The 21,771-nt window shown below is 52.3% G+C and carries 18 protein-coding genes; 7 read left to right on the forward strand and 11 right to left on the reverse strand.

Features of this window, described 5'->3' with window-relative positions; genetic code table 11:
* Positions 1-20 precede the first annotated feature (20 nt).
* Positions 21-872 (forward strand): DMT family transporter, encoded by an 852-nt coding sequence (locus LN244_RS07910; RefSeq protein ID WP_239042292.1) that lies wholly within the window; start codon positions 21-23, stop codon positions 870-872.
* A 96-nt stretch (positions 873-968) separates the two neighbouring features.
* On the opposite strand, the gene LN244_RS07915 is transcribed toward LN244_RS07910, so the two are convergent.
* Positions 969-3,197, reverse strand: coding sequence for an NADP-dependent isocitrate dehydrogenase (locus LN244_RS07915; protein WP_239042293.1), 2,229 nt, complete (start codon positions 3,195-3,197; stop codon positions 969-971).
* Between the two features lie 281 nt (positions 3,198-3,478).
* On the opposite strand from LN244_RS07915, the gene LN244_RS07920 reads away from it, so the two are divergent.
* On the forward strand, positions 3,479-4,969 hold the full coding sequence (locus LN244_RS07920; protein WP_239042294.1) for a sensor domain-containing diguanylate cyclase: 1,491 nt from the start codon (positions 3,479-3,481) through the stop codon (positions 4,967-4,969).
* 10 nt (positions 4,970-4,979) lie between these two features.
* Here the strand turns inward: LN244_RS07920 and metH are convergent, their stop codons facing one another.
* Positions 4,980-8,702 carry a methionine synthase gene (metH, locus tag LN244_RS07925; protein ID WP_343774632.1) on the reverse strand — a complete coding sequence of 1,241 codons (3,723 nt, stop codon included), beginning with the start codon at positions 8,700-8,702 and terminating at the stop codon, positions 4,980-4,982.
* A 368-nt stretch (positions 8,703-9,070) separates the two neighbouring features.
* On the opposite strand from metH, the gene panD reads away from it, so the two are divergent.
* Together panD and LN244_RS07935 are read left to right on the forward strand one after the other, a co-directional pair.
* Positions 9,071-9,505 (forward strand): aspartate 1-decarboxylase, encoded by a 435-nt coding sequence (gene panD, locus LN244_RS07930; protein ID WP_239042295.1) that lies wholly within the window; start codon positions 9,071-9,073, stop codon positions 9,503-9,505.
* A gap of 354 nt (positions 9,506-9,859) precedes the next feature.
* Positions 9,860-11,755, forward strand: coding sequence for a propionyl-CoA synthetase (locus tag LN244_RS07935; RefSeq protein WP_239042296.1), 1,896 nt, complete (start codon positions 9,860-9,862; stop codon positions 11,753-11,755).
* Between the two features lie 65 nt (positions 11,756-11,820).
* Here the strand turns inward: LN244_RS07935 and LN244_RS07940 are convergent, their stop codons facing one another.
* Together LN244_RS07940 and LN244_RS07945 are read right to left on the reverse strand one after the other, a co-directional pair.
* Positions 11,821-12,252: a YeeE/YedE family protein gene (locus LN244_RS07940; protein WP_239042297.1), complete on the reverse strand. Its 432-nt coding sequence runs from the start codon at positions 12,250-12,252 to the stop codon at positions 11,821-11,823.
* 1 nt (position 12,253) lies between these two features.
* Positions 12,254-12,694 carry a YeeE/YedE family protein gene (locus LN244_RS07945; RefSeq protein WP_239042298.1) on the reverse strand — a complete coding sequence of 147 codons (441 nt, stop codon included), beginning with the start codon at positions 12,692-12,694 and terminating at the stop codon, positions 12,254-12,256.
* Positions 12,695-12,839: 145 nt separating this feature from the next.
* On the opposite strand from LN244_RS07945, the gene LN244_RS07950 reads away from it, so the two are divergent.
* Positions 12,840-14,159, forward strand: a complete 1,320-nt coding sequence (locus LN244_RS07950; protein ID WP_239042299.1) for a tyrosine-type recombinase/integrase — start codon at positions 12,840-12,842, stop codon at positions 14,157-14,159.
* A 2,001-nt stretch (positions 14,160-16,160) separates the two neighbouring features.
* Here the strand turns inward: LN244_RS07950 and LN244_RS07955 are convergent.
* The 7 genes from LN244_RS07955 to LN244_RS07980 form a co-directional block, all read right to left on the reverse strand.
* Entirely contained in the window at positions 16,161-16,298 is a 138-nt protein-coding gene (locus LN244_RS07955; RefSeq protein WP_239042300.1) for an alpha-amylase, read from the reverse strand.
* A 16-nt stretch (positions 16,299-16,314) separates the two neighbouring features.
* Complete coding sequence (locus tag LN244_RS07960) at positions 16,315-16,806, reverse strand: glycine-rich domain-containing protein (protein ID WP_239042301.1); 492 nt, start codon at positions 16,804-16,806, stop codon at positions 16,315-16,317.
* Positions 16,807-16,842: 36 nt separating this feature from the next.
* Entirely contained in the window at positions 16,843-17,112 is a 270-nt protein-coding gene (locus tag LN244_RS16505; RefSeq protein ID WP_425542805.1) for a ParE family toxin-like protein, read from the reverse strand.
* 57 nt (positions 17,113-17,169) lie between these two features.
* Positions 17,170-17,853, reverse strand: coding sequence for a hypothetical protein (locus tag LN244_RS07965; protein WP_239042302.1), 684 nt, complete (start codon positions 17,851-17,853; stop codon positions 17,170-17,172).
* Positions 17,843-18,175: a hypothetical protein gene (locus tag LN244_RS07970; protein ID WP_239042303.1), complete on the reverse strand. Its 333-nt coding sequence runs from the start codon at positions 18,173-18,175 to the stop codon at positions 17,843-17,845. Before LN244_RS07970 ends, LN244_RS07965 begins: the two co-directional genes overlap by 11 nt.
* Positions 18,172-18,492 carry a hypothetical protein gene (locus LN244_RS07975; protein WP_239042304.1) on the reverse strand — a complete coding sequence of 107 codons (321 nt, stop codon included), beginning with the start codon at positions 18,490-18,492 and terminating at the stop codon, positions 18,172-18,174. Before LN244_RS07975 ends, LN244_RS07970 begins: the two co-directional genes overlap by 4 nt.
* A 205-nt stretch (positions 18,493-18,697) precedes the next feature.
* Positions 18,698-19,830, reverse strand: a protein-coding gene (locus tag LN244_RS07980; RefSeq protein ID WP_239042305.1) for an IS3 family transposase whose coding sequence is annotated in 2 segments (ribosomal slippage) — positions 18,698-19,572 and positions 19,572-19,830 — 1,134 coding nt in all. Because the reading frame shifts where the segments join, the coding sequence is not laid out codon by codon here.
* Between the two features lie 566 nt (positions 19,831-20,396).
* Here LN244_RS07980 and LN244_RS07985 point away from each other — a divergent pair.
* Both LN244_RS07985 and LN244_RS07990 read left to right on the forward strand, forming a co-directional pair.
* Entirely contained in the window at positions 20,397-21,053 is a 657-nt protein-coding gene (locus LN244_RS07985; protein WP_239042306.1) for a HEPN domain-containing protein, read from the forward strand.
* Positions 21,054-21,100: 47 nt separating this feature from the next.
* Entirely contained in the window at positions 21,101-21,769 is a 669-nt protein-coding gene (locus LN244_RS07990) for an ASCH domain-containing protein (protein ID WP_239042307.1), read from the forward strand.
* The last annotated feature ends 2 nt before the right edge of the window (positions 21,770-21,771 follow it).

The raw sequence follows: 21,771 nt of genomic DNA on the forward strand, positions 1-21,771 counted from the left end.
TTTTCTGTCTGGAGATAAGATTGACTGCAAATCCTCTTCTGCAAGGGGCTCTGCTGATTCTGCTGTCTGAGTGGATGCTGGTTGCCAGTGGCATCATCATCCGGCAGCTGAGCGACCATTTGCCGACCGAAGTGCTGGTATTCTTGCGCAATAGTCTTGGGCTGTTATGGTTATTGCCCTGGATTATCCGTCGCGGAAGGCGCGAACTGCCGACGCAACGTATTCATCTGCATTTGTTACGGGCGCTGGTTGGTGTAACAGCCATGTCCTGCCTGTATTACTCCTGGGCTCACCTGCCACTTGGGCAGGCCGCCTTGCTGAAACAGACATCGCCTTTTTTTGTACCGCTGATTGCTTTGATATGGCTACAGGAGCGAATAGGTCGTCATACCCGGTGGGCCATCCTGGTGGGATTTTTGGGGGTGATGCTGATCCTGCGTCCCGGAATCGATGAATTGCAGTGGACCATGTTGGTTGCGCTGGCCGGAGCCGCACTGGGTGCAACGGCGAAGGTGTGTATCCGTGCGATGCGGAGTACGGAATCGCCACAGCAGATTGTGTTCTATTTTGCTTTGTTCGGCTCTTTGCTTGCGGCGATCCCTGCATGGCAGAGTTGGCAGATGCCGGAGGGTGTGGACTGGCTCTGGTTGCTCGCGCTAGCCGCAGCCTCAACAATGGCCCAATTGTTGTTGAGTCGTGCTTACGGTCTGGCAGGGGCGGGTATGCTGGGGCCATTTACCTACGCCTCGATTCCGTTTGCTGCCCTGGCCGGTTGGTGGTTGTGGGATGAAGCGTTGGCTGTTTGGACCCTGGCGGGTATGGGGCTGGTGATAGGCGGAGGGCTGCTGGCACTTCGGGAACGCAGTCATTGAACTGATAGTAGATAATAAAAAGCCCGGAGAAAACCGGGCTTTTTTATCAATCCACATCACACCCGTCTTGATGTGACGGGTGGAGGAGAGGCTGGATTACTGCTTGAAGCTGTCCAGGATCTGGTTGAAGGTTGCGCTCGGGCGCATAACCTTGGCAACGGTCTCCAGGTTGGCGTGGTAGTAGCCATCCAGTTCAGCCGGTTTGCCCTGAACCGCATTCAGTTCTTCAATGATCTTCTGCTCGTTTTCGGTCAGAGCGTCAGCCAGCGGCTTGAATTCAGCAGCCAGTGCGGCGTCTTCGGTCTGAGCGGCAACTTCCTGAGCCCAGTACATGGCCAGGTAGAAGTGGCTGCCACGGTTGTCCAGCTCACCCGCTTTACGGGACGGAGACTTGCCGTTCTCCAGCAGGCGCTCGGTAGCCTTGTCCAGTGCGGTGGCCAGGATCTGGGCACGCGCGTTGCCTTCCTTGAGGCCCAGCTCGTCCAGGGAAACGCCCAACGCCAGGAATTCACCCAGTGAGTCCCAGCGCAGGTGGTTTTCCTGCTCAACCTGCTGTACGTGCTTCGGTGCAGAGCCGCCGGCACCCGTTTCGTACATGCCGCCGCCGGCCAGCATCGGAACGATGGACAGCATCTTGGCGGAGGTGCCCAGTTCCATGATCGGGAACAGGTCGGTCAGGTAGTCGCGCAGTACGTTACCGGTTACGGAGATAGTGTCCAGACCACGGATCATACGTTCCATGGAGAAGCGGATCGCTTCGTTGTAGGACATGATGTGAATTTCCAGACCCTCGGTATCGTGTTCCTTCAGGTACTCTTTGACCTTCTTGGTCAGTTCCAGATCGTGTGCACGTTCCTGATCCAGCCAGAATACGGCCGGAGTGTCGGACTGGCGAGAGCGGGTAACAGCCAGCTTGACCCAGTCGCGTACCGCAGCGTCTTTGGTCTGGCAGGCGCGCCAGATGTCGCCTTTCTCGACTTCGTGCTGCATCAGTACGTTGCCGTTGGCGTCTACGACACGCATGGTGCCATCGGCCTGGATTTCATAAGTCTTGTCGTGAGAACCGTACTCTTCGGCCTTCATCGCCATCAGGCCCACGTTCGGCACGCTACCCATGGTCGTCGGATCGAATGCACCGTTGGTCTTGCAGAAGTTGATCATCTCCTGGTAGATGCGGGCATACGTGGACTCCGGCATAACCGCCTTGGTGTCTTTGGTCTTGCCGTCGCGGCCCCACATCTGACCAGAGTTACGAATCATTGCCGGCATGGAGGCGTCAACGATAACGTCAGACGGGATGTGCAGGTTGGTGATACCCTTAACGGAGTCCACCATTGCCATTTCCGGGCGGTGCTCGTAGCAGGCATGGATCGCTTCTTCGATCTCGTCCTGCTTGGACTGCGGCAGAGACTTGATCTTCTCATAGACGCTGCTCATGCCGTTGTTCGGGTTAACACCCAGTTCTGCAAACAGCTCGCCGTATTTATCGAACACTTCACGGTAGAAAACGCGAACCGCATGACCGAATACGATCGGGTGAGATACCTTCATCATGGTCGCTTTAACGTGCAGAGACCACATCACGCCGGATTCTTTGCAGTCCTGCAGGGTATCTTCGAAGAAAGCGTCCAGCGCCTTGGCACTCATGAACATGCTGTCCAGAACTTCACCCTTTTCCAGGCTGAGCTCTTTCTTGACTTCCGGCTGGCCACCTTTAGGGATGAACTCGATGCGAACGTCGCCCGCTTCTTCCATAGTGATGGACTGTTCGCTGGAGAAGAAGTCACCGCCACGCATGTAGTCGGCATGAGAGCGAGACGCCTTGCTCCACTTGCCCATAGAGTGCGGGAACTTGCGTGCGAAAGCCTTAACGGCTGCCGGCGCACGACGGTCGGAGTTACCCTGACGAAGAACCGGGTTTACTGCGCTGCCCAGAATCTTGGCATAACGAGCATGTGCGTCTTTTTCTTCTTCGTTCTGCGGGTTCTCAACGTATTCGGGTACATCGTAGCCCTGGGTCTGCAGCTCTTTGATGGCAGCGCGCAGCTGGGGTACAGAAGCACTGATGTTCGGCAGCTTGATGATGTTGGCTTTGGGATCTTTAGCCAGTTCGCCTAGTGCAGCCAGGCCATCTTCTACGCGCTGATCTTCGTTTAGGCGCTCGGGGAAGGCGGCCAGGATTCGACCCGCCAGAGAGATGTCGCTCAGATCAACTTCAATGTCAGCGGAAGAAGCGAAAGTGCGTACGATCGGCAGCAGCGAAGCGGTCGCGAGTGCCGGCGCTTCATCAGTTAGGGTGTAGACGATTTTTGATTTTGTAGGCATGTTTTTCCCCGAAATGATTTATGGCTGGATTGCCAAAGGCTCGTTCGGGCGATGGATAATCACCCTGCGCTGTCCAGAAAAAGAGCCCGGCGCTTGTAAAACGGCTACAAATTATAATGCCTGAATGGGTGATTTCATACCCGGGAAGTATCGACTTAGGGATAACAATGTTTGATTTCAGTTCGGTGAGCTCCGGTGCCCTGTAGTAGTACAATAACAGGGAGAGGCTGCCTGATATCGGAAATCAGCAGTGCCAGCGTGTTTCTTGTAGGAAAAATGCCATGGAATTGAGCAGACAAAAGTGCCCCTATTGCAGCTCGCGGGAACTGAGTGTGTTGCAAAGCGACTCGGGACAATACTTTCTGAGCTGTATTCAATGCGGAGCGCGTGGCCCTGCCGCCAATGATGCCTCTGCTGCGACCCTTCAGATTCCGTCCAGCAGCGAGAACCTGTTAAGAACGGTGATTGATGAAGCGCCGGACATCATTATCCTCAAGGATTGGGAAGGGCGCTTTCTGCTTTGCAATCAGGCATTGGCACGACTCTACAACTCCACGCCTGAGCAGATGGTTGGTAAAACCGACGCCGACTATAACCCTGACGCTGAACAAGTGCGCTTTTACCAGGAAAATATTCAAGCGGTGATGCAGAGCGGGCAGGCTCAAGTGGTTGAGGAAGCCTCCACCAACGCTCAAACCGGAGAAGTGCGCTATTTCCAGTCGATCAAAAAACCGCTCAAGGGGCCTGATGGCAGTGATCGCATTCTGGTCATCGCACATGACGTAACAGAGCTCAAACGCGCTTATCAAGTGATTGAAGAGAAGGAAAAACGCTACGCCTATGCCATGGAGGCCGCAGGCGAGGGGATCTGGGATTGGGATATTTCCAACAACCTTGTCAGGCACAATCCCAAGTGGTGTTCGATGCTGGGTCTGGATGGTCGGTTGGCCGAACATGATATGGCGATTTTGGAAACACTGATTCACCCGGATGACAGGGATGACATGATGGCTGCTGTCGACGCTGCACTTGCCGGTGGCGGTGAGTACAGCCATGAGCACCGTATGATTTGTGCCGACGGGCGTGAAATCTGGGTGTATGACCGAGGCCGTGTTGTTGAATATTCGGAAGAGGGTATGCCTCTGCGCATGGTGGGTAGCATCAGTGATGTCTCAGCGCGTAAAGAAGCTGAGCGTCGACTGGCGGAAACCAATCGAATCATCGAGGCTAACAACGAAATGCTGGAGCAGCAGGTAGCCGAGCGCACAGCTGAGCTTGCCAGTCTCAACCGGGAACTGGCATTGCAAGCCAGGAGAGATGCTCTGACCGGTGTTGGCAATCGCTTCCTGTTGCAGGACTGGTTATCGGAAAAGGCTCTGGATAGTGCTACCGCGGTGATTATGCTCGATGTTGATCACTTCAAGCATGTCAACGACCAGTATGGTCACTCGAGTGGTGACCTGGTGCTTAAGGCCGTAGCCAGCTGTCTGGTAAGCCATGTGCGTCATGACGATTTGGTGGCACGCATTGGTGGAGAAGAGTTTATTCTGGTTCTGGGCGGTATTTCTCAGGAGCAGGCCTATGCAGTGGCTGAAGCGTTGCGTCAGAAGATTTCAGAATTGACGGTCTTGCCTGATGGTCATGGCGTTACAGCCAGTTTTGGGGTTGCCATGCTGGCATGCAGAAGCTTCGACCAGACCTGGCTGGAGGCTGATGCCGCTCTCTATAGAGCCAAACGAGAGGGACGCAACCGGGTGGTTACATCCCCCTGATTCGGGATCGTTAGCCCTGTTCCGGCTCGTAGCCCAGGTTGGGCGCGAGCCAGCGCTCGGCTTCTTCCATGCTCATGCCCTTGCGCTTGGCATAGCTTTCGACCTGGTCTTCACTGATCTTGGCGACACCAAAATAACGTGATTCCGGGTGGCTGAAGTACCAGCCGCTAACCGCTGCCGTCGGTAACATGGCGAAACTGTCGGTCAGCCTCATCCCGGCATTGTGTTCCACGTCCAGCAACTCCCACAGCAACGCTTTCTCTGTGTGATCAGGGCAGGCCGGATAGCCCGGAGCGGGGCGAATGCCCTGATACTGCTCGCGGATCAATGCTTCGTTGTCCAGATTTTCACCTGCTGCATAACCCCAGAACTCGGTACGCACGCGCTGGTGCAGGCGTTCGGCAAAAGCTTCCGCCAGTCGGTCTGCCAGCGCCTTGATCATGATGCTGTTGTAGTCATCATGATCCGCTTCGTACTGCTCAACAAGTTTGTCGATACCGATCCCGGCCGTAACTGCAAAAGCACCTACGTAATCCTGTACACCGCTATCCTTCGGTGCCACGTAATCGCTGAGACAGTGATTGTAACGGCCTTCGACCTTTTGGGTTTGTTGGCGAAGGTGGTGAACCCTCATGCGAACCTGATCACGATTTTCGTCGGTGTAAATCTCGATGTCGTCAAAACCCGTGCTGTTGGCCGGGAACAGGCCAAACACGCCTCTTGCTTTCAGCTTTTTGTTGTCGATGATGTCCCGAAGCATCAGCTTGGCATCTTCATACAGCTTGCGAGCTTCGGCACCGACGACCTCGTCATCCAGAATACGCGGGAAGCGACCCGCCAGTTCCCAGGACTGGAAGAAGGGTGTCCAATCGATACACTGTGCCAGTTCTTCCAGATCGTAGTCATCCAGCACATGGATGCCTGGCTGCAAGGGAATCGGCGCCTGGTAGTCGGTCCATTCAATCGGCTGGCGATTGGCTCGAGCGGCCTCAAGCGTTACGCGACGCTGGTCGTGCTGGCGAGCGGCATGACGCTCACGAACAGCTTCATATTCTTCTTTTATCTCTTTGATAAAGCTCTCTTTTTTGCTTTCAGAGAGAAGGGCGGAGGCAACGCCTACAGAGCGGGACGCATTAGTGACGTGTACCACCTGGTTGTTCTTGTAGTTCGGTTCGATCTTCACTGCCGTGTGAGCCTTGGACGTGGTTGCACCACCGATCAGCAGCGGAATGTCGAAGCCCTGGCGCTGCATCTCCTTGGCAACGTGCACCATTTCATCCAGTGACGGGGTGATCAGGCCGGACAGGCCGATGATATCGGCATTGGTTTCGCGTGCGGTCTGCAGGATCTTCTCCGCCGGCACCATGACGCCAAGATCGATGATCTCGAAGTTATTGCACTGGAGCACCACGCCGACGATGTTTTTGCCAATGTCATGCACATCACCTTTGACGGTCGCCATGACCACCTTGCCAGCGGAACTGCTCTCGTTACCCTGTTTTTCCTCTTCAATGAAGGGCATCAGGTAAGCTACCGCTTTCTTCATGACACGGGCAGATTTTACTACCTGCGGCAGGAACATCTTGCCGGCACCGAAAAGGTCACCCACGATGCCCATACCATCCATCAGTGGGCCTTCGATCACCTGAAGCGGGCGCTCATAGTTGTGGCGGCATTCTTCCACGTCTTCATCGACATAATCGGCAATGCCCTTGACCAGTGCATGAGCGAGACGCTTGTTCACGTCCCATGTGCGCCATTCCAGATCCTGTTTGACCGAGGATTCAGAGGCGCCGCCACGGTATTTCTCCGCCAGCTCCAGCATGCGTTCAGTACCGTCTTCACGGCGATTGAGCACGATATCTTCAACATGTTCGCGCAGTTCTGCCGGCAGGTCGTCATAAATTGCCAGCTGGCCGGCGTTGACGATACCCATATCCATGCCTTTCTGGATAGCGTGGTAGAGGAACACGCAGTGGATCGCCTCACGTACCTTGTCGTTTCCGCGGAAGGAAAAAGATACGTTGGATACACCACCGGAAACCTTGGCGTAGGGCAGGTGCTGTTTGATCCAGCCGGTAGCGTTGATGAAATCGTTGGCGTAGTTATTGTGCTCTTCGATACCGGTGGCGATGGCAAAGATGTTGGGGTCGAAAATGATGTCTTCCGGCGGGAAGCCGACCTTGTCCACCAGTACTCGGTAGGAGCGTTCACAGATTTCGATCTTGCGCTCGTAGGTATCGGCCTGACCGGTTTCGTCAAAGGCCATGACCACGACAGCTGCCCCGTAGTGACGAATCTTGCGCGCCTGGGCAATAAAGTTTTCTTCGCCTTCCTTCAGTGAGATGGAGTTGACCACCCCCTTGCCCTGAATGCGCTTCAGACCTTCCTCCATCACATTCCACTTGGAGGAGTCGAGCATGATCGGCACACGGGAAATATCAGGCTCGGAGGCGATCAGGTTGAGGAAGCGGATCATTGCCGCTTCCGCATCGAGCATGCCTTCGTCCATGTTGATATCGATGATCTGGGCACCATTCTCCACCTGCTGGCGGGCGACTTCCAATGCGGTTTCGTAGTCGCCTTCCTTGATCAGGCGACGAAACTTGGCGGAACCGGTTACGTTGGTACGCTCACCTACGTTGACGAAGAGGGTCTCGGCTCCGATATTCATCGGCTCAAGACCTGACAGGCGACACTCAACCGCAATTTCTGGAATCTGGCGTGGCGCCTGATCGAGCAAGGCTTCGCGTATCACGCGGATATGGTCTGGTGTGGTGCCGCAGCAACCGCCGACGATATTGACGAAGCCGGACTGCGCCCACTCGCGAATCTCCTCCGCCATTTGCTCGGGGGTCTCATCGTAACCACCAAAGGCATTGGGCAGGCCGGCGTTGGGGTGCACGGAAACGTAGGTATCGGCTACGCGGGAGAGTTCTTCCACATATTGACGTAGCTCTTTTGGCCCCAAGGCACAGTTCAAGCCGATACTGATTGGTCGCGCGTGACGGACTGAGTTCCAGAACGCCTCTGTGGTCTGGCCGGACAGGGTGCGGCCGGAAGCATCAGTGATGGTACCGGAGATCATCACCGGCAAGCGGATGTCATGTTGTTCAAAATAGTGTTCGATGGCGTAGATCGCTGCCTTGGCATTCAGTGTGTCGAAGATGGTTTCGATCAGCAAAATCTGAGCACCGCCCTCAATCAGGCCATCAATCGATTCAGTGTAGGCTTCGAACAGTTCATCAAAGGTGACGTTGCGGAAACCGGGGTCGTTTACATCCGGCGAGATGGAACAGGTGCGGTTGGTCGGGCCAAGCACACCGGCCACATAGCGTGGCCGTTCAGGTGTTTGCGCTGTCATGGCATCAGCGGCTTCGCGGGCGAGGCGAGCAGCAGCGACGTTGATCTCGCGACTCAGCGCCTCCATCTCGTAGTCAGCCATGGCGATGCGGGTTGCATTGAAGGTGTTGGTCTCGATGATATCGGCGCCACCTTCCAAATAGGCAGTATGGATGTCACGAATCAAATCCGGCTGCGTCAGTACCAGCATGTCGTTGTTGCCCTTGACGTCGACATGCCAGTCGGCAAAACGCTCACCACGAAAATCCGCTTCGGTCAGCTGACGCTCCTGGATCATGGTGCCCATGCCGCCATCGAGCATCAAAATACGTTGGTTCAGGGAGTGACTGAGTTGCGCATGCAGATTATTGTCGTTCACGTGTACATCCATTAGTGACCTTTTTTGAGATCACGCATTGTAGTCCAAATGGCGGGGGTTTTGCCTGAGGGCTGGTCATACACTATTGAAAATATTTAAAGATTGCTGCGTTGCAGAAATTTTAATGGTTGTGACCTTATCATTTTGATAAATCGTGATAGAATGCGACCACTTTTTCAGACGCTGTCTCTTGGGACCATTCGACGTCCATTACTCCCGAATGTACATTTATTGGCTTCCCGTGAAGCAGATGGATGACTGTGCCTATTAGGTGAAGGGGTAGCCGCGGACGGACGTCCCCCATCTTGGATGGACAGAGCGGTGTAAATGAGCACCGGCGCAGGCCGGTCATACAGATAGAGAAGACGCAGGTTTTCAGTATGCTGCAGACATTCCTGAAAGCAAAACTGCATCGAGTGACAGTCACTCATGCAGAGCTTCATTATGAAGGGTCATGTGCCATTGATGGTGATCTGCTGGAGAAATCCGGCATCCGTGAATACGAGATGATTCACATCTACAACATCAACAATGGTGAGCGATTCACTACCTATGCCATTAAGGCGGAAAATGGTAGTGGCGTGATCTCTGTTAACGGCGCCGCGGCTCACAAGGCGCAAAAGGGTGACTTGCTGATCATCTGCTCCTACGTCCAGCTGGATGAGAAGGAAGCTGACAATTATCAGCCAACACTCTGCTACTTCGAGAATGCCAAATCCGATAGTGGTGTTGGTGTTTCCGATGATGAGCTGCGCCAGCGTAACAAACTCACCGGCATGAAGTCCGCTATTCCGGTGCAGACCAGCGATATGTAACAGCTGTCTCCCAAGCTGTAATGAAACCCGCACAACCTTGGTTGTGCGGGTTTTTTGTTGTCTGAATTTTAATGAGGAGACATTAAGACATCCCCTTACTTAACCTTCTTATGTTGACAGTGCATGACATCCCGACACTTCGGGTTGTCATGAAGCGCCATGTCAAAAATCGAATTTCAACTCCTATCATATTGTTTCTAATGAATAAGTTGCCTTTTTCACTCGGTGTATAAGCCTTTTGTCGTAGTTTCCAGCGGCCTGACTTTAGTTAGAGTTCGTCATCAACGACCCTAAGTGTCGACAATAAAAATATAATTCCAAAAGACCACGTACCGAGAGTTAGAGGATGCTGCAATGACCTATCATGCAGAATACACCCAGTCTGTAGAGGCCCCTGAAACCTTCTGGGCAGAGAAGGCTGCCGACCTGCCATGGTTCAAAACGCCGGAGCAGATCCTGTCAAAGGATGAAAACGGTATCGACCGCTGGTTCGCAGATGGTGAAATGAATACGGCTTTTATGGCACTGGATTACCATGTAGAAAATGGCCGCGCCGATCAGCCGGCTGTGATTTATGACTCGCCAGTGGCGAATGCAAAACGCGTTCTGACCTATCGCGAAATGCGTGATCAGGTTGCCAGTTTTGCCGGTGTCCTCAAGGCACAAGGTGTTGAGAAAGGTGATCGAGTCGTTATCTATATGCCGATGGTCCCTGAAGCACTGATTGCCATGTACGCCGTCGCGCGTTTGGGTGCGATTCATTCGGTCGTATTTGGTGGTTTTGCTCCGCACGAGCTTGCCGTTCGAATTGAAGATGCCGAGCCGAAAGTAATTGTGACCGCATCCTGCGGCATCGAAGTATCGAAAGTTATCGAATATAAACCGATGCTGGATGAGGCGATTGAACAGTCCGCTCATAAGCCGGACGCGTGTATCGTGCTGCAGCGCCCACAGGTGAAAGCAGAGCTGATCGACGGACGTGATCTGGATTGGGAAGCGGCGGTTGCGACAGCAGAGCCGGCGGATTGCGTGCCGGTAAAGGGTACTGACCCTCTGTATATCCTCTATACATCAGGCACAACCGGAAAGCCTAAAGGCGTGGTGCGTGACAACGGTGGCCATGCAGTCGCGCTTAAGTACTCAATGAAAGCGATTTACAACATCGATGCCGGCGATGTTTTCCTGGCGGCCTCGGATGTTGGTTGGGTGGTTGGGCATTCCTACATTGTTTACGCGCCGTTGCTGGCTGGAGCAACAACGATTGTGTACGAAGGGAAGCCTGTTCGCACTCCTGATGCTGGTGGATTCTGGCGCCTGTGTGATGAATACAAGATTAAGGCGATCTTTGCCGCACCGACTGCTTTCCGTGCCATCAAGAAGGAAGATCCGGAAGGCCTGGAGATCGGCAAATATGACCTGAGCAACCTTGAAATCATTTTCATGGCGGGGGAGCGCCTGGATCCACCGACCTATCACTGGACAGTTGAAAAGACTGGCAAGCCTGTCATTGATCACTGGTGGCAGACCGAAACCGGCTGGGCAATTTGCGGTAATTTGATGGGTATCGAACCCAAGGAACCCAAGCCTGGATCAGCGACTCTGCCGATTCCTGGTTTTAATGTCCAGATTCTGGACTCTGATGGTAATGAGCTTCCGTCCGGCGAGCAGGGCTCCATCGCTATCAAGCTGCCGCTGCCGCCAAGCTGCCTGCCGACCATCTGGAATAACCATGAGCGCTTTAACAGCGGCTACCTGTCTGACTTCCCGGGCTACTACACATCCGGTGATGGCGGTTACAAAGATGAGGATGGCTATGTTTTCATCATGGGCCGAACCGATGATGTGATAAACGTTGCAGGCCATCGCCTCTCTACTGGTGAGATGGAGGAGATAGTTGCTGATCATCCGGCAGTGGCTGAGTGTGCAGTCATCGGTATCAACGACAGCCTGAAAGGGCAGGTTCCGGTGGGGCTGGTACTGCTCAAGGACGGAGTTGATGTTGAGGAAGAGCAGCTGGAGAAAGAGCTGATCGCCATGGTTCGCAAGGAGATCGGTCCGATCGCCTGCTTTAACAAGGCAATGGTGGTTCAGCGCCTGCCAAAAACTCGCTCCGGCAAAATTTTGCGGAAGCTGATGCGCCAGATCGCGGATGGTCAAGAGTATACAGTGCCTTCAACCATTGATGACCCAAGCAGTCTTGCTGAAATTGAAGCACTGATGGATGAACGAGGCCTTGTGCAGCGCGGCTGAGCAGGGTGCAGGTAATGGCAATAAAAAGGCAGCTTAGGCTGCCTTTTTCGTGTACGGATTTCGCATCAGCTTGAGCGGTGTGCGAGAATCCATCGGCTGGCAAAAGTGCCGACGATAAAGGCCGCGACCACTGTAATGATGTCACTGTCCGCAAAGCTCAGTGAGGTAATCATCGGACCAGGACAATAGCCTGCCAACCCCCAGCCAATGCCAAAAATCGCACCGCCTATAACGATGCGCTTATCAATCTCGGTCTTGGATGGCAGGCGAAAATGCTCGGCAAGAAGAGGGCGGCCACGTTTTAGAATCAGCGGGGTGATGACTGCATTCACAATCAGACCGCCTGCCATGACAAACGCAAGGGAAGGGTCCCAGTTGCCAGTCAGATCCAGAAAGTTGAGCACCTTGGCTGGGTCAATCATCTGGGCAACCGACAACCCCAGACCAAATAGTGTACCGGCAAACAGCGCAGCCAGAAGACGAAGAGTATTGGGCATATCAGGCTCCGATCAAGTGGCGAGTGATGTACACAGTCACAATTGCGCTTGCCATGAAACAAAGCGTAGCGACCAGAGAGCGCGGGCTTCGCCGAGCAAGTCCACAAATGCCGTGCCCGCTGGTGCAGCCCGTTCCTATTTGAGTACCTATACCCACCAATAAACCGCCTGCAATCAGCAGGGGTTTGCTGACGACGGCCTGGATGTGCTCAACACCGGCACCCAGTCCAGAGAACTGATAAATGAAGCCGCCTAGAATCAGTCCAAGTACGAATACAAGGCGCCAGCTGATATCACCATTTGACTCGGGATAAATGATGCCGCCAGCAATGCCGGAAATGCCCGCAACTCGGCCTTTTGCATAAAGTAGAAAGGCGGCAGAGAGGCCGATCAGTGCGCCTCCGAGCAGTGCGGGGAGTGGAGTAAAATTCACGATTGTCATTGAGGCTTACTCTTTATTAGATTGTGCTCATATATTAGAGATTCATATCAGTATAGACAAGGGTGATCAGCTGTACGTGCTGGCATTTCATGGAAGGACAATGGTAATGTAAAGGATTAATACTAAATCATAAGTTATTGTAAATATGGAAATACCAGCTGCCATTCCGTTGTTTGATACTGTTGATGAGCTTGAGGACGGAAATGCTCGGGTCAACGAATATCTCACCGGACTTACCCTGCACAGGCTGAAGGATGCGGCCGTGGTCTATGAATACACCGTGGACTGGTTACTGGAGCAGCGTGGCAATGAGAACAACTTCAAAACCTACCGATCGGAACTGACGACCTTCCTTTACTGGTGTTTTGAGATCGAGCACTGCAGCCCTCTGGATATAACACGAAGAAGTCTATTCAGGTATGTGGAGTTTTGCCGTCATCCACCGGAGACGTTGATTGCCTATTACAATTCAGCTCAATTCAAGACGGATAAGGAAACGGGCGATCGATATCCCAACCCGGCATGGAGGCCTTTCCTCGGTCGTCGGCAGGATGGTCTCGTGGTGCCATATCGATTAAGTGAGCAGGCGCTAAGAACCAAGCTGGCAATCCTGTCATCTTATTACGGCTTCCTTATAGATGAAGAACTGACAGAACGAAATCCGGCACGACAAATACTGAAGAGCGGTGCCATTAAAGCGGGTGGGCAATTTCTTGCCGAGGGTGAAGGGTATGAGCAAATCAAGGCATTCAGTGAGTTGCAATGGTCATATGTAATGGGGATGGCTCATAAGCTCGCCAAAGATAATCCGCAGTTGCACGAGCGCACGTTATTTCTTGTCAGTTTGATGTATGGCTGTTATCTGCGAATATCGGAAGTGGCGGCTCGACCTGGATTCGCACCGATCATGGGGCAGTTCAGGCGTGACGGCCAAACGGGCATTTGGAGTTATCACATACCGCGAAGTAAGGGCGGTAAGCAGCGCAGTGTGGCGGTATCAAAGGATTTATTGCGCGCACTCAAGCGCTACCGAAAGCATCTTGGTTTGAGTGATCTGCCACCGCCTGGCGATGAAACTCCGTTATTTATCAGACATCGAGCGGCAGGCAGGGGGCGTGATGCTGGTATACAGAACGCAAACCTGGGCATCCGTCAGATTCGGGAGCTACTGGATGAACTGTTTGAGCGCGCTTCGTTGGCGGCAGAACAAGACGGCTTTGATGAGGATGCGGCAGCCATCAGGGAAATGACACCGCATAGCCTCCGACATACCGGCATTACGCATGACATCAACCTGAATCAGCGGCCCTTGTCGCACGTTCAAGCCGATGCTGGACATGACAGCATTGATACGACATCACGCTACTTGCATACAAGTCGGGTTGAGCGGCATGAGTCCGCTGCCGGCAAGAAGTTGGATCGACTGCAACACGCCCAAGATAAGTACCAGGCATCGCAAGATTAAAATGCTGCCAGGATTGAGCCTTGCAGGTACCTGATTAGAGCAGCACAGAATGAAAACCTGTGTCACTAAAATCGACATAAGACCCATCAGCAAAGTTACTGAAGTACCGAAACATAGATGCTTGATTCAGCGTGAAGCATGAATACGTTGCCGATCTGGATAATGGAGCTTCAAAAGCCGTTACGGATGGCCGCAAATTGGATCATCAGAAATACCGTTACCAGGGGGTGCCGATAAATCAGGTTATCGGCAATGAGATGGTTGCCTCATGAATACGCCGATACCGAAACGTGTGTCGGTTCCGATTCAGAAGTAAATCCGATGTCTTTTGAAATCAAAAGGTTAGGAAGGCTTTTCTTTTTTGAGTTCCAGCTTTATTCCGGCTGAAAAGTAAATTTTGGCTACTTTTCCGATTTCAGAGTGAATTTTCAGAAAACTACCTATAATTAAGTGATAAATGCCAAGAAGCACATGACGATGTGGGGAACTTATGGCTGAACTCAGTATATAAAAGGAGCTTTTGCTGTCAACTGACTGGTTGTTGGCGAGATTGCGCAGCACGCGGAGTCGAGGCGGGTGGGGATAGGTAGTGAGGGTAGCCTATGGATCAACCGCAGGCTTTGTTCTATCTGTGCTCTTTCGCGGGGTCTATCGCAGAAGAGCTTTATAGTTGCGTTCTACAAATCGACAGACACTTTTTGATTCTATTGCTGGAGCCCCTCGACCAGATGGGCGCTTCATGATTGTGATGATGTGTTGTTTCAATAAAGCATGTACTGCTCTCAACGGTAGCCCGAGCCAGAGTTCAACAGCAAAGCCATGAATCGATGGATTGGAAAGGTAAAATTGCTGACGCTGATCTCGGCACCATTGCTCAAATGTACTCTCCTTGATCACTACGTACTCGAGGCCACCGCCATTAGGTCTTTGTGCTGTTAGATGGCCAGCTTGTATTTCTTTCAGAAACTTGCAGTAGCTTGTGCAGGCCAGGCGGAAACGGGTGTCAGAAGAATAAACTCGATGGCCCTGTACTTTGGAGCCCGCCAAGCCGCCAGTCTATACAGACGGTCGTAGGGTGCAGGGGCCTCGATTTGACGACTATCCTGACAAGGAAAAGGGGACTTCACTCCGTCCAGAACAGCCGTCTGAAATGGCTGGTACACATTCATCCGTTGAGGGCATGTGCGTGAAGCAAACCCTGCATAATTGGGCGCTCATCGAACTGCTTGATGAAGCCCATCACCTAGTGGATTTGCTGGTGTGGGGTGAGCCTGATAACCGCCCGCCTGGTCGATTCAAGCTGACATCTCCGGTGACAAAATGAAGATGAGGTGCCGAACAGCTCGGCACTCGTTCACACCCGAAACTCGATCTATCGTGTCACAGGCAGCGGTACTCACTACCGTTTCCTTGTTCAGGCCTACGACATGTTAGCGCAGGGCTATAGTCCGGATGATGTCACGAAATTCCATCGGCTGATGCCATCCGACAAAAGTGAAGGAGAGGGTGATACTGATGAGCCGGACTTTGATGAGAAGGTAGAGTAAGCCGCCATTTGGGATGCTGAGCAGATATGCTTAATGATGGTGTGGTATTACCACAGACATACTAGAGATAACAAAGGCTCCCATCAGGGAGCCCCGCCGAGCAGCCATTGGGGCTGCTTGGTTCGGAAAGCCATCACCGGGCACTGCCTCGACCACAGGGGTTGCTCGGTGCCATGCTCTGGGCATGTCCGCTGCACCAAATTTGACACTAGCGTAACAGTCTTTCATTGCCAAGTAATCCTGCGAGATATCCACGAAACTACCGGCAAAAGCTTCCGATAGGCCATTACGGCAATCCATGGTGGATGACATGGTCAATTCATAGAAGCCACATGGTCCATGTGGTGTACCAAAAAGTAAGTAAATGGCTTGGAAGAAATAGCTATAAGATAAATGGTAAACAGGAGTTCATGAGTGCAAAACCGACCCCGAAGGGCCGGCGTTGCTGAGGACTTTAAGGCTTTTTATTCGGATTCAATTGCTTGCCGCGATTACCTTGGCTCTGGTCATATTGGCGATTCGTGCCAGAGCTGCCTTTGTTGGGGTTGTTGATATTCGCTGAGTTATCCTGGGGGCGAATCTTCTTGGTCATGATTTTCTCTCCTAGATTATTTGCAGGCGCCGGGCACACGGCATGCACATGAACTGGGTACATGGCACGCATGTTCTGCGCAACGGGTCGCCTGATGCTCCATTTCGTCAGGTAACTCACCAAAATGGCGAGTGTACAGTTCACAGGTTTTGGCAAATGCGGTTTGCAGCGCCTGGTAGTCGTCGTCACCGTAAATTCCGAAGTACGGATAGTGGTCAATGAAGCGTCCAAAAAGACGTTCGCAGTCCATACGGTAGGCACGTGTATCCAGGATATGGGCATGCCAAATAGTGTCCACTTGCTTGGTTGGGACTAAGACTTCCTGGGGATACAGCAGTTTCAATGAGAGGAAACGCTGATACTCCCGTTGCGCAAGATCCCATTCCTCCGGGGTCATCTCAGCCTCATGACTGGCAGTATGTTTATATTTCAGGCGCTCAAAGTCAGTCGCCGCGACCAGAGGGTGTAGTGTATCCACCGTTTTCGGTTGGTAAGTAACAGTACTCATAATGTTTGTCTCCAGACTATTAATGGGTGCGCTGGATTAGCGCCTTCGTTTCAGTTCGGCCTCGAAGGCCTGTCGCGAGATCAAACGATGGGGAATAAGTTGGCCCTGGGCATCACGGAAGATGAGGCGCCACTGTCGGCCCAAACGAAATCGAATGAGCTCTGGGCAGGCTGCAATACGTTGGCCCCCAAGCTGGGTGAAGGGGGTGCCGTGTGCGATGGCTCGTTCTATGGCGCACGCACGTTGTTGATGGCAGGCAGGAATAGGGTAGCGGGTAGAGAATAAAAGTGTCTGAACGGTATCCATAAAAGGCTCCTTGTGTGTATGGAGCCAGTCTGGCTAAGTGCAATGCACTAAAAAGCATTAATGATCGATTATCTGATCCAATAATTGATCGAACTCTGACGCGGCGGTGTATGCTTGGAGGATGCGCTGCTTATAGATGTTGACGATTTCGTTGTTGGATTCGACATCAACCGCGAAAGCATAGGCTTTTTCAAGGTCATCGCTCAGGTAGTGGGCAATCATGCTGTCGGCGTTTGACAGGCTTGCGCTCTGAAGCAGCAACGCTTGCATAACATTACTCACACCATTGAATGAAAGCTGGGGAAGCTCTTGAAAAGGGTTCGGCAGTGTGTGGATTGATAAGTCGGCATCTGATGCCAAGACGTCCAGGAAACGCAGTACCTCCTGCCTCAACAGCCCGATGCCAGCGACCGAGTTCCGATCAGTAAGTAATAGTGACGCGATCTTTGCATGCTCCAGACGTGCACTAGGGTCGGTGAAAATACCTTTGATGACTTTAGGCATCGGAAAGAAAGCATGCAGCAAGACGGCATTGTGAAGCTTGGTGAGCTGGTCTCGCGCAATGTATTTATGACTGCGCGGTTTCACCGTGTACTCAATTGGTACTTCAGTGTATTCAATGAGACCGCTGCGCATCAGCGACTCCATCTGCTCCTTGAAGCGTTTATGCCTGGAGAGCTTGATACCAAAAAGGTTATGTATTGCATCTGCCAGCTGTAAAGGCGTAGAGCTATCCTTCACAGCTACGCTCCAAGAGTTCCTCTTCAGAAAAGCCTTTCCAGTCCTTCATCTGAGCGATAAGGGTGGCACGCTCAAACCAGTTACGTTGGCAGTACCTTCGCTGTCGGGCATTTTCTTGCAAAACCCCAATGCAATATCCGGCGCGCAGGCTTTCAGCCAGCGATGTTGTTTGTGCGGCCAGCAAACGCTTTTCGTTTCGTGATTTATAAATGCTGACCAACTCTCCGCAGCTCTCAATGAGCGAAAAACGTGATTCAGCTGCTGCCATTTGGCATGTAAAAGCCGCCACAAACAGTGTGACGATAGCGACATTCCTGTTCATGAGGCGTCCTTGTTTTGATTCTGGTTTGTAGGGGCGGCCAGTACGTTGAGTTCGGAAGGTTCTGGCAAAACAGGCTCGTGCCTCACATTATCAACATCATGATTGGCCTCGGATATGACATCCTCAGCAGCATCACTCATGTTCACATCGGCTGTTTGATGCGTGGGCTTAACGGGCGGGGCAGCCATGTACAAAGACAGGCTAACCACAGCAAGCCAGAAGGTGGCACCGTAGAGCTGATCGAGTTGGAAATAGAGCTGCAACGCACCTATGGATTTAGCCTCATCGGCCATTGCTGCAACGGCCAACAGAAGCATTTTGATCACCACAAAAAGCCCTAATATTTTTAACAGGGAATTCAGGCTGTACGACCAGCAGGCGCCACTGAGGTGAGTTAGCTTGATCAGGCGAACAACAAGTAAGATAGCGAGGCCAAAAAATGACCATTCAACGAGGGACAGGTCATACCACGCATCTTGGTATTCAAAAATTCCCTCGTAGCATGTGACCTGCCCCCAACATTTAATCCAACCGGCTTCTAGTAATGTTGTTGGTTGTTGAGTCTATTTCCTGCTTCCGGAACGCAGATGCGAACTCCAACGGGGTCTGGTAGCCCAGTGATGAGTGCGGTCGTTGTTCATTATAATCGACTCGCCATTCACTGATGAGCCGCCGGGCCTGAGCCAAATCCCCAAACCAGTGCTCATTCAGACATTCATCCCGGAACTTGCCATTAAAGCTTTCGATATACCCGTTTTGCATCGGCTTTCCAGGCTGTATCAGCATCAGTTCCACCTTATTCTCATAGGCCCACTGATCCAGTGCTTTACCAGTAAACTCCGGCCCTTGGTCCGTTCTGACAGCGCTCGGATAGCCTCTGAACGCCGCTATAGCATCGAGTGAGCGACAGACCTGTTCACCTGATATGCCCAGTGCAACCGGTATGTCCAGGCACTCTTTCGTGAAGTCATCCACGATTGTCAGACACTTAATGCGTCGGCCATTCGAGAGTGAATCCATGACAAAATCCATAGACCAGGTCTGGTTGGGTCGATCGGGCAGCGTCAGTGGCTGACGTTCCAGCATTATGCCTTTGCGGCGTTTACGCTTGCGAACGGCTAACCCAGCCTGCCGGTATAACCGATAGACCTTCTTGTGGTTCACTTCGATGCCTTCCCGACGCAAGAGCTGATGGACGCGCCGATAGCCAAATCGGCGCCGCTCCAACGCGAGCTCCCGGATCCGTTCGGCTAACGCATCATTCTCGGCGGAGTAGCGAGGCTCATAGCGCTGTGTGGCGCGGCATAACCCGACGAGTGAACAGGCCCTGCGTTCCGATATTGCTGTTTCAGATCGCATCGTGTGCACGGCCTCGCGCTTGTTCCCGACGGTTAATACTTTCGGTTCAACGCCGCCTTCAAGGCCTCGGTATCGAGCATCGACTCCGCCAGAAGCTTCTTCAGTCGAGCATTCTCATCTTCTAGCGCCTTCAGCCGGCGGGCCTCTGAAACCTCCATGCCACCGTACTTTTTACGCCACGTATAAAACGTGGCGTCGGAGATACTGTACTTCCGACACAGCTCTTTGACTGGCAGGCCTGCTTCCGCTTCTTTCAGGATCGGGATGATCTGTTCTTCAGTGAATCGCTTCTTCATGTTCATCTTCCTTCTCTGTGATGAACATTACTAAGAGCTTGCTGGTTTAGAAAGTGGGGAGCAGGTCACATGAGGCTAAAGCATGAACGCCCAGTGCCATTAAGCCTACCAGGCAGAGCCACGTAAACACCCAATAGATAGCACGACTGATGCGCCAGTCGGCGTTCAAGAGTAAAGATGAGAGCGAAGTGCGAGGTGGAGTAGGCGTCCTTGAATCCATGATTACCATCTTTCCTTAACGTAGATGGCTGTAATCTTAGCCGTTTAAGCCGTGTTATGACACAGACTGTGTCCTCGAACCAGTCTCGATTTTGCCTGAGGGGACTGCGACGCTGAATTTGCACTAAAATCTGATGATTGCACTAACAACCATTGTCGTTATGCGTATTGCTCACGATAGCTTGAACTGGTCGTTAGCTCTGCGTAAAAGCGTGCGATGTTCAGCTATCGCGCTGAAAGAGAACTCGCGTTACAATTTAGTCGTCGATAAGGGACGTGCTAGGAATGCATCGTCGACGGCAGCAAAAGTACCCTCAGAAGTATAAATTTGCTACGGATGCCTTTTGATGGATTATTCAACGCTCAAAGCTAAACACCGCAGTCTCAGAGATAGCTTCCCTTCGGATCTTTCGCTACGCATCCATAGATCTTTAAGCTGGTTGCAAAAGGCCGAGCTTTCAAACGACGACCCTGATGCTCACTTTATTTTTCTCTGGATTGCCTTCAATGCTGCTTATGCCGCTGATGTTGATGAGCTTTATCGCACGACTGAACGCGGAATGTTTGAAAGTTTCTTCGATCTGTTAGTTGCACAAGACCACACTAACCAGTTGTACGATTTGGTATGGAGCCAATTCTCCAGCACTATTCGAAGCCTTCTGAATAACCAGTTCATTTTTCAGCCCTTTTGGGACTATCAAAATGGGAGGATAGATGAAGCGCATTGGGAGTCCATGTTCAGACAGTCCAAGGCTAGGGCGACTCAAGGCCTAACCAGGCAAGATACTGGGCAGGTTATTTCTATCGTTTTCAGGCGTATCTATACGCTTAGGAACCAAATCGTGCACGGCGGGGCAACATGGCAAAGCAGTGTCAATCGTCAGCAGGTCCGTGACTGTAAAGCCCTTTTAAGCAAAACGGTGCCAATCATTCTGGATCTCATGATGGATAACCCGCATGAGGCTTGGGGTGAGCCATTCTACCCCGTTATAACAGACATCTAGCCCTAAGCATGTTTGAACACGTGGGCTAAGCAGCACAGGAAGTAACAATGGAAATTGGCGATGTAACCCATGGGTTAATTATTGATCAACCATGGATTGATTTGATTCTAGACGGACAAAAGTCTTGGGAAATGAGGGCGACAGATACACACCGTCGAGGGCCCATCGCCCTGATTCGTAAAGGGAGCAAGCAGGTGTGCGCGGTCGCCGAGTTATCCGCAAGCCAGGGACCATTAAGCCAGGCTCAATTGAGCAACACGCGGGTTTTGCACTGCATTCCGCCTGATATTTATCGCGCACCCGATTACAAGTGGTTTCACGCTTGGCATTTGAGCGAGGTGATCAAATTACCAACACCCGTGCCTTACGTTCACAAAAACGGCTCGGTCATTTGGGCCGAGCTTGATGTTAATGCCAAGAAAACCATTGCTAGTATGCTCAATCAACAAATGGATTTCTCTACCTTGGAAGAAAGCAACCAACCTTCTATAGCTGCAAACCTTCTAGTACCGATATCGAGAGATGGTACCGTCTTTTGCCCAGAAGAATGTGCCAGAAATGGGGTGTATACCGTGGGAGACAAAGGGGACGAGAAGCGCTTCACTGACTTTCACGAGGCACTCGCCTACCTAAGAGAGATGCCCATTGCACGTTGGCGGCGCCCTAATGAAAAGGGTAATTGGGGCATTGTGTCAGCTGTTGATTGGATCGACTGACG

This window comes from Marinobacterium sediminicola, from assembly GCF_022343685.1.
Classification (GTDB): domain Bacteria; phylum Pseudomonadota; class Gammaproteobacteria; order Pseudomonadales; family Balneatricaceae; genus Marinobacterium; species Marinobacterium sediminicola.

What these genes read in the sequence shown, in the direction of transcription:
- LN244_RS07915 (WP_239042293.1), bottom strand. Translation starts at nt 3,197, where the DNA reads ATGCCTACAAAATCAAAAATCGTCTACACCCTAACTGATGAAGCGCCG.
- LN244_RS07920 (WP_239042294.1), top strand. Translation starts at nt 3,479, where the DNA reads ATGGAATTGAGCAGACAAAAGTGCCCCTATTGCAGCTCGCGGGAACTG.
- metH (WP_343774632.1), bottom strand. Translation starts at nt 8,702, where the DNA reads ATGGATGTACACGTGAACGACAATAATCTGCATGCGCAACTCAGTCAC.
- panD (WP_239042295.1), top strand. Translation starts at nt 9,071, where the DNA reads ATGCTGCAGACATTCCTGAAAGCAAAACTGCATCGAGTGACAGTCACT.
- LN244_RS07935 (WP_239042296.1), top strand. Translation starts at nt 9,860, where the DNA reads ATGACCTATCATGCAGAATACACCCAGTCTGTAGAGGCCCCTGAAACC.
- LN244_RS07940 (WP_239042297.1), bottom strand. Translation starts at nt 12,252, where the DNA reads ATGCCCAATACTCTTCGTCTTCTGGCTGCGCTGTTTGCCGGTACACTA.
- LN244_RS07945 (WP_239042298.1), bottom strand. Translation starts at nt 12,694, where the DNA reads ATGACAATCGTGAATTTTACTCCACTCCCCGCACTGCTCGGAGGCGCA.
- LN244_RS07950 (WP_239042299.1), top strand. Translation starts at nt 12,840, where the DNA reads ATGGAAATACCAGCTGCCATTCCGTTGTTTGATACTGTTGATGAGCTT.
- LN244_RS07955 (WP_239042300.1), bottom strand. Translation starts at nt 16,298, where the DNA reads ATGACCAAGAAGATTCGCCCCCAGGATAACTCAGCGAATATCAACAAC.
- LN244_RS07960 (WP_239042301.1), bottom strand. Translation starts at nt 16,806, where the DNA reads ATGAGTACTGTTACTTACCAACCGAAAACGGTGGATACACTACACCCT.
- LN244_RS16505 (WP_425542805.1), bottom strand. Translation starts at nt 17,112, where the DNA reads ATGGATACCGTTCAGACACTTTTATTCTCTACCCGCTACCCTATTCCT.
- LN244_RS07970 (WP_239042303.1), bottom strand. Translation starts at nt 18,175, where the DNA reads ATGAACAGGAATGTCGCTATCGTCACACTGTTTGTGGCGGCTTTTACA.
- LN244_RS07975 (WP_239042304.1), bottom strand. Translation starts at nt 18,492, where the DNA reads ATGCTTCTGTTGGCCGTTGCAGCAATGGCCGATGAGGCTAAATCCATA.
- LN244_RS07985 (WP_239042306.1), top strand. Translation starts at nt 20,397, where the DNA reads ATGGATTATTCAACGCTCAAAGCTAAACACCGCAGTCTCAGAGATAGC.
- LN244_RS07990 (WP_239042307.1), top strand. Translation starts at nt 21,101, where the DNA reads ATGGAAATTGGCGATGTAACCCATGGGTTAATTATTGATCAACCATGG.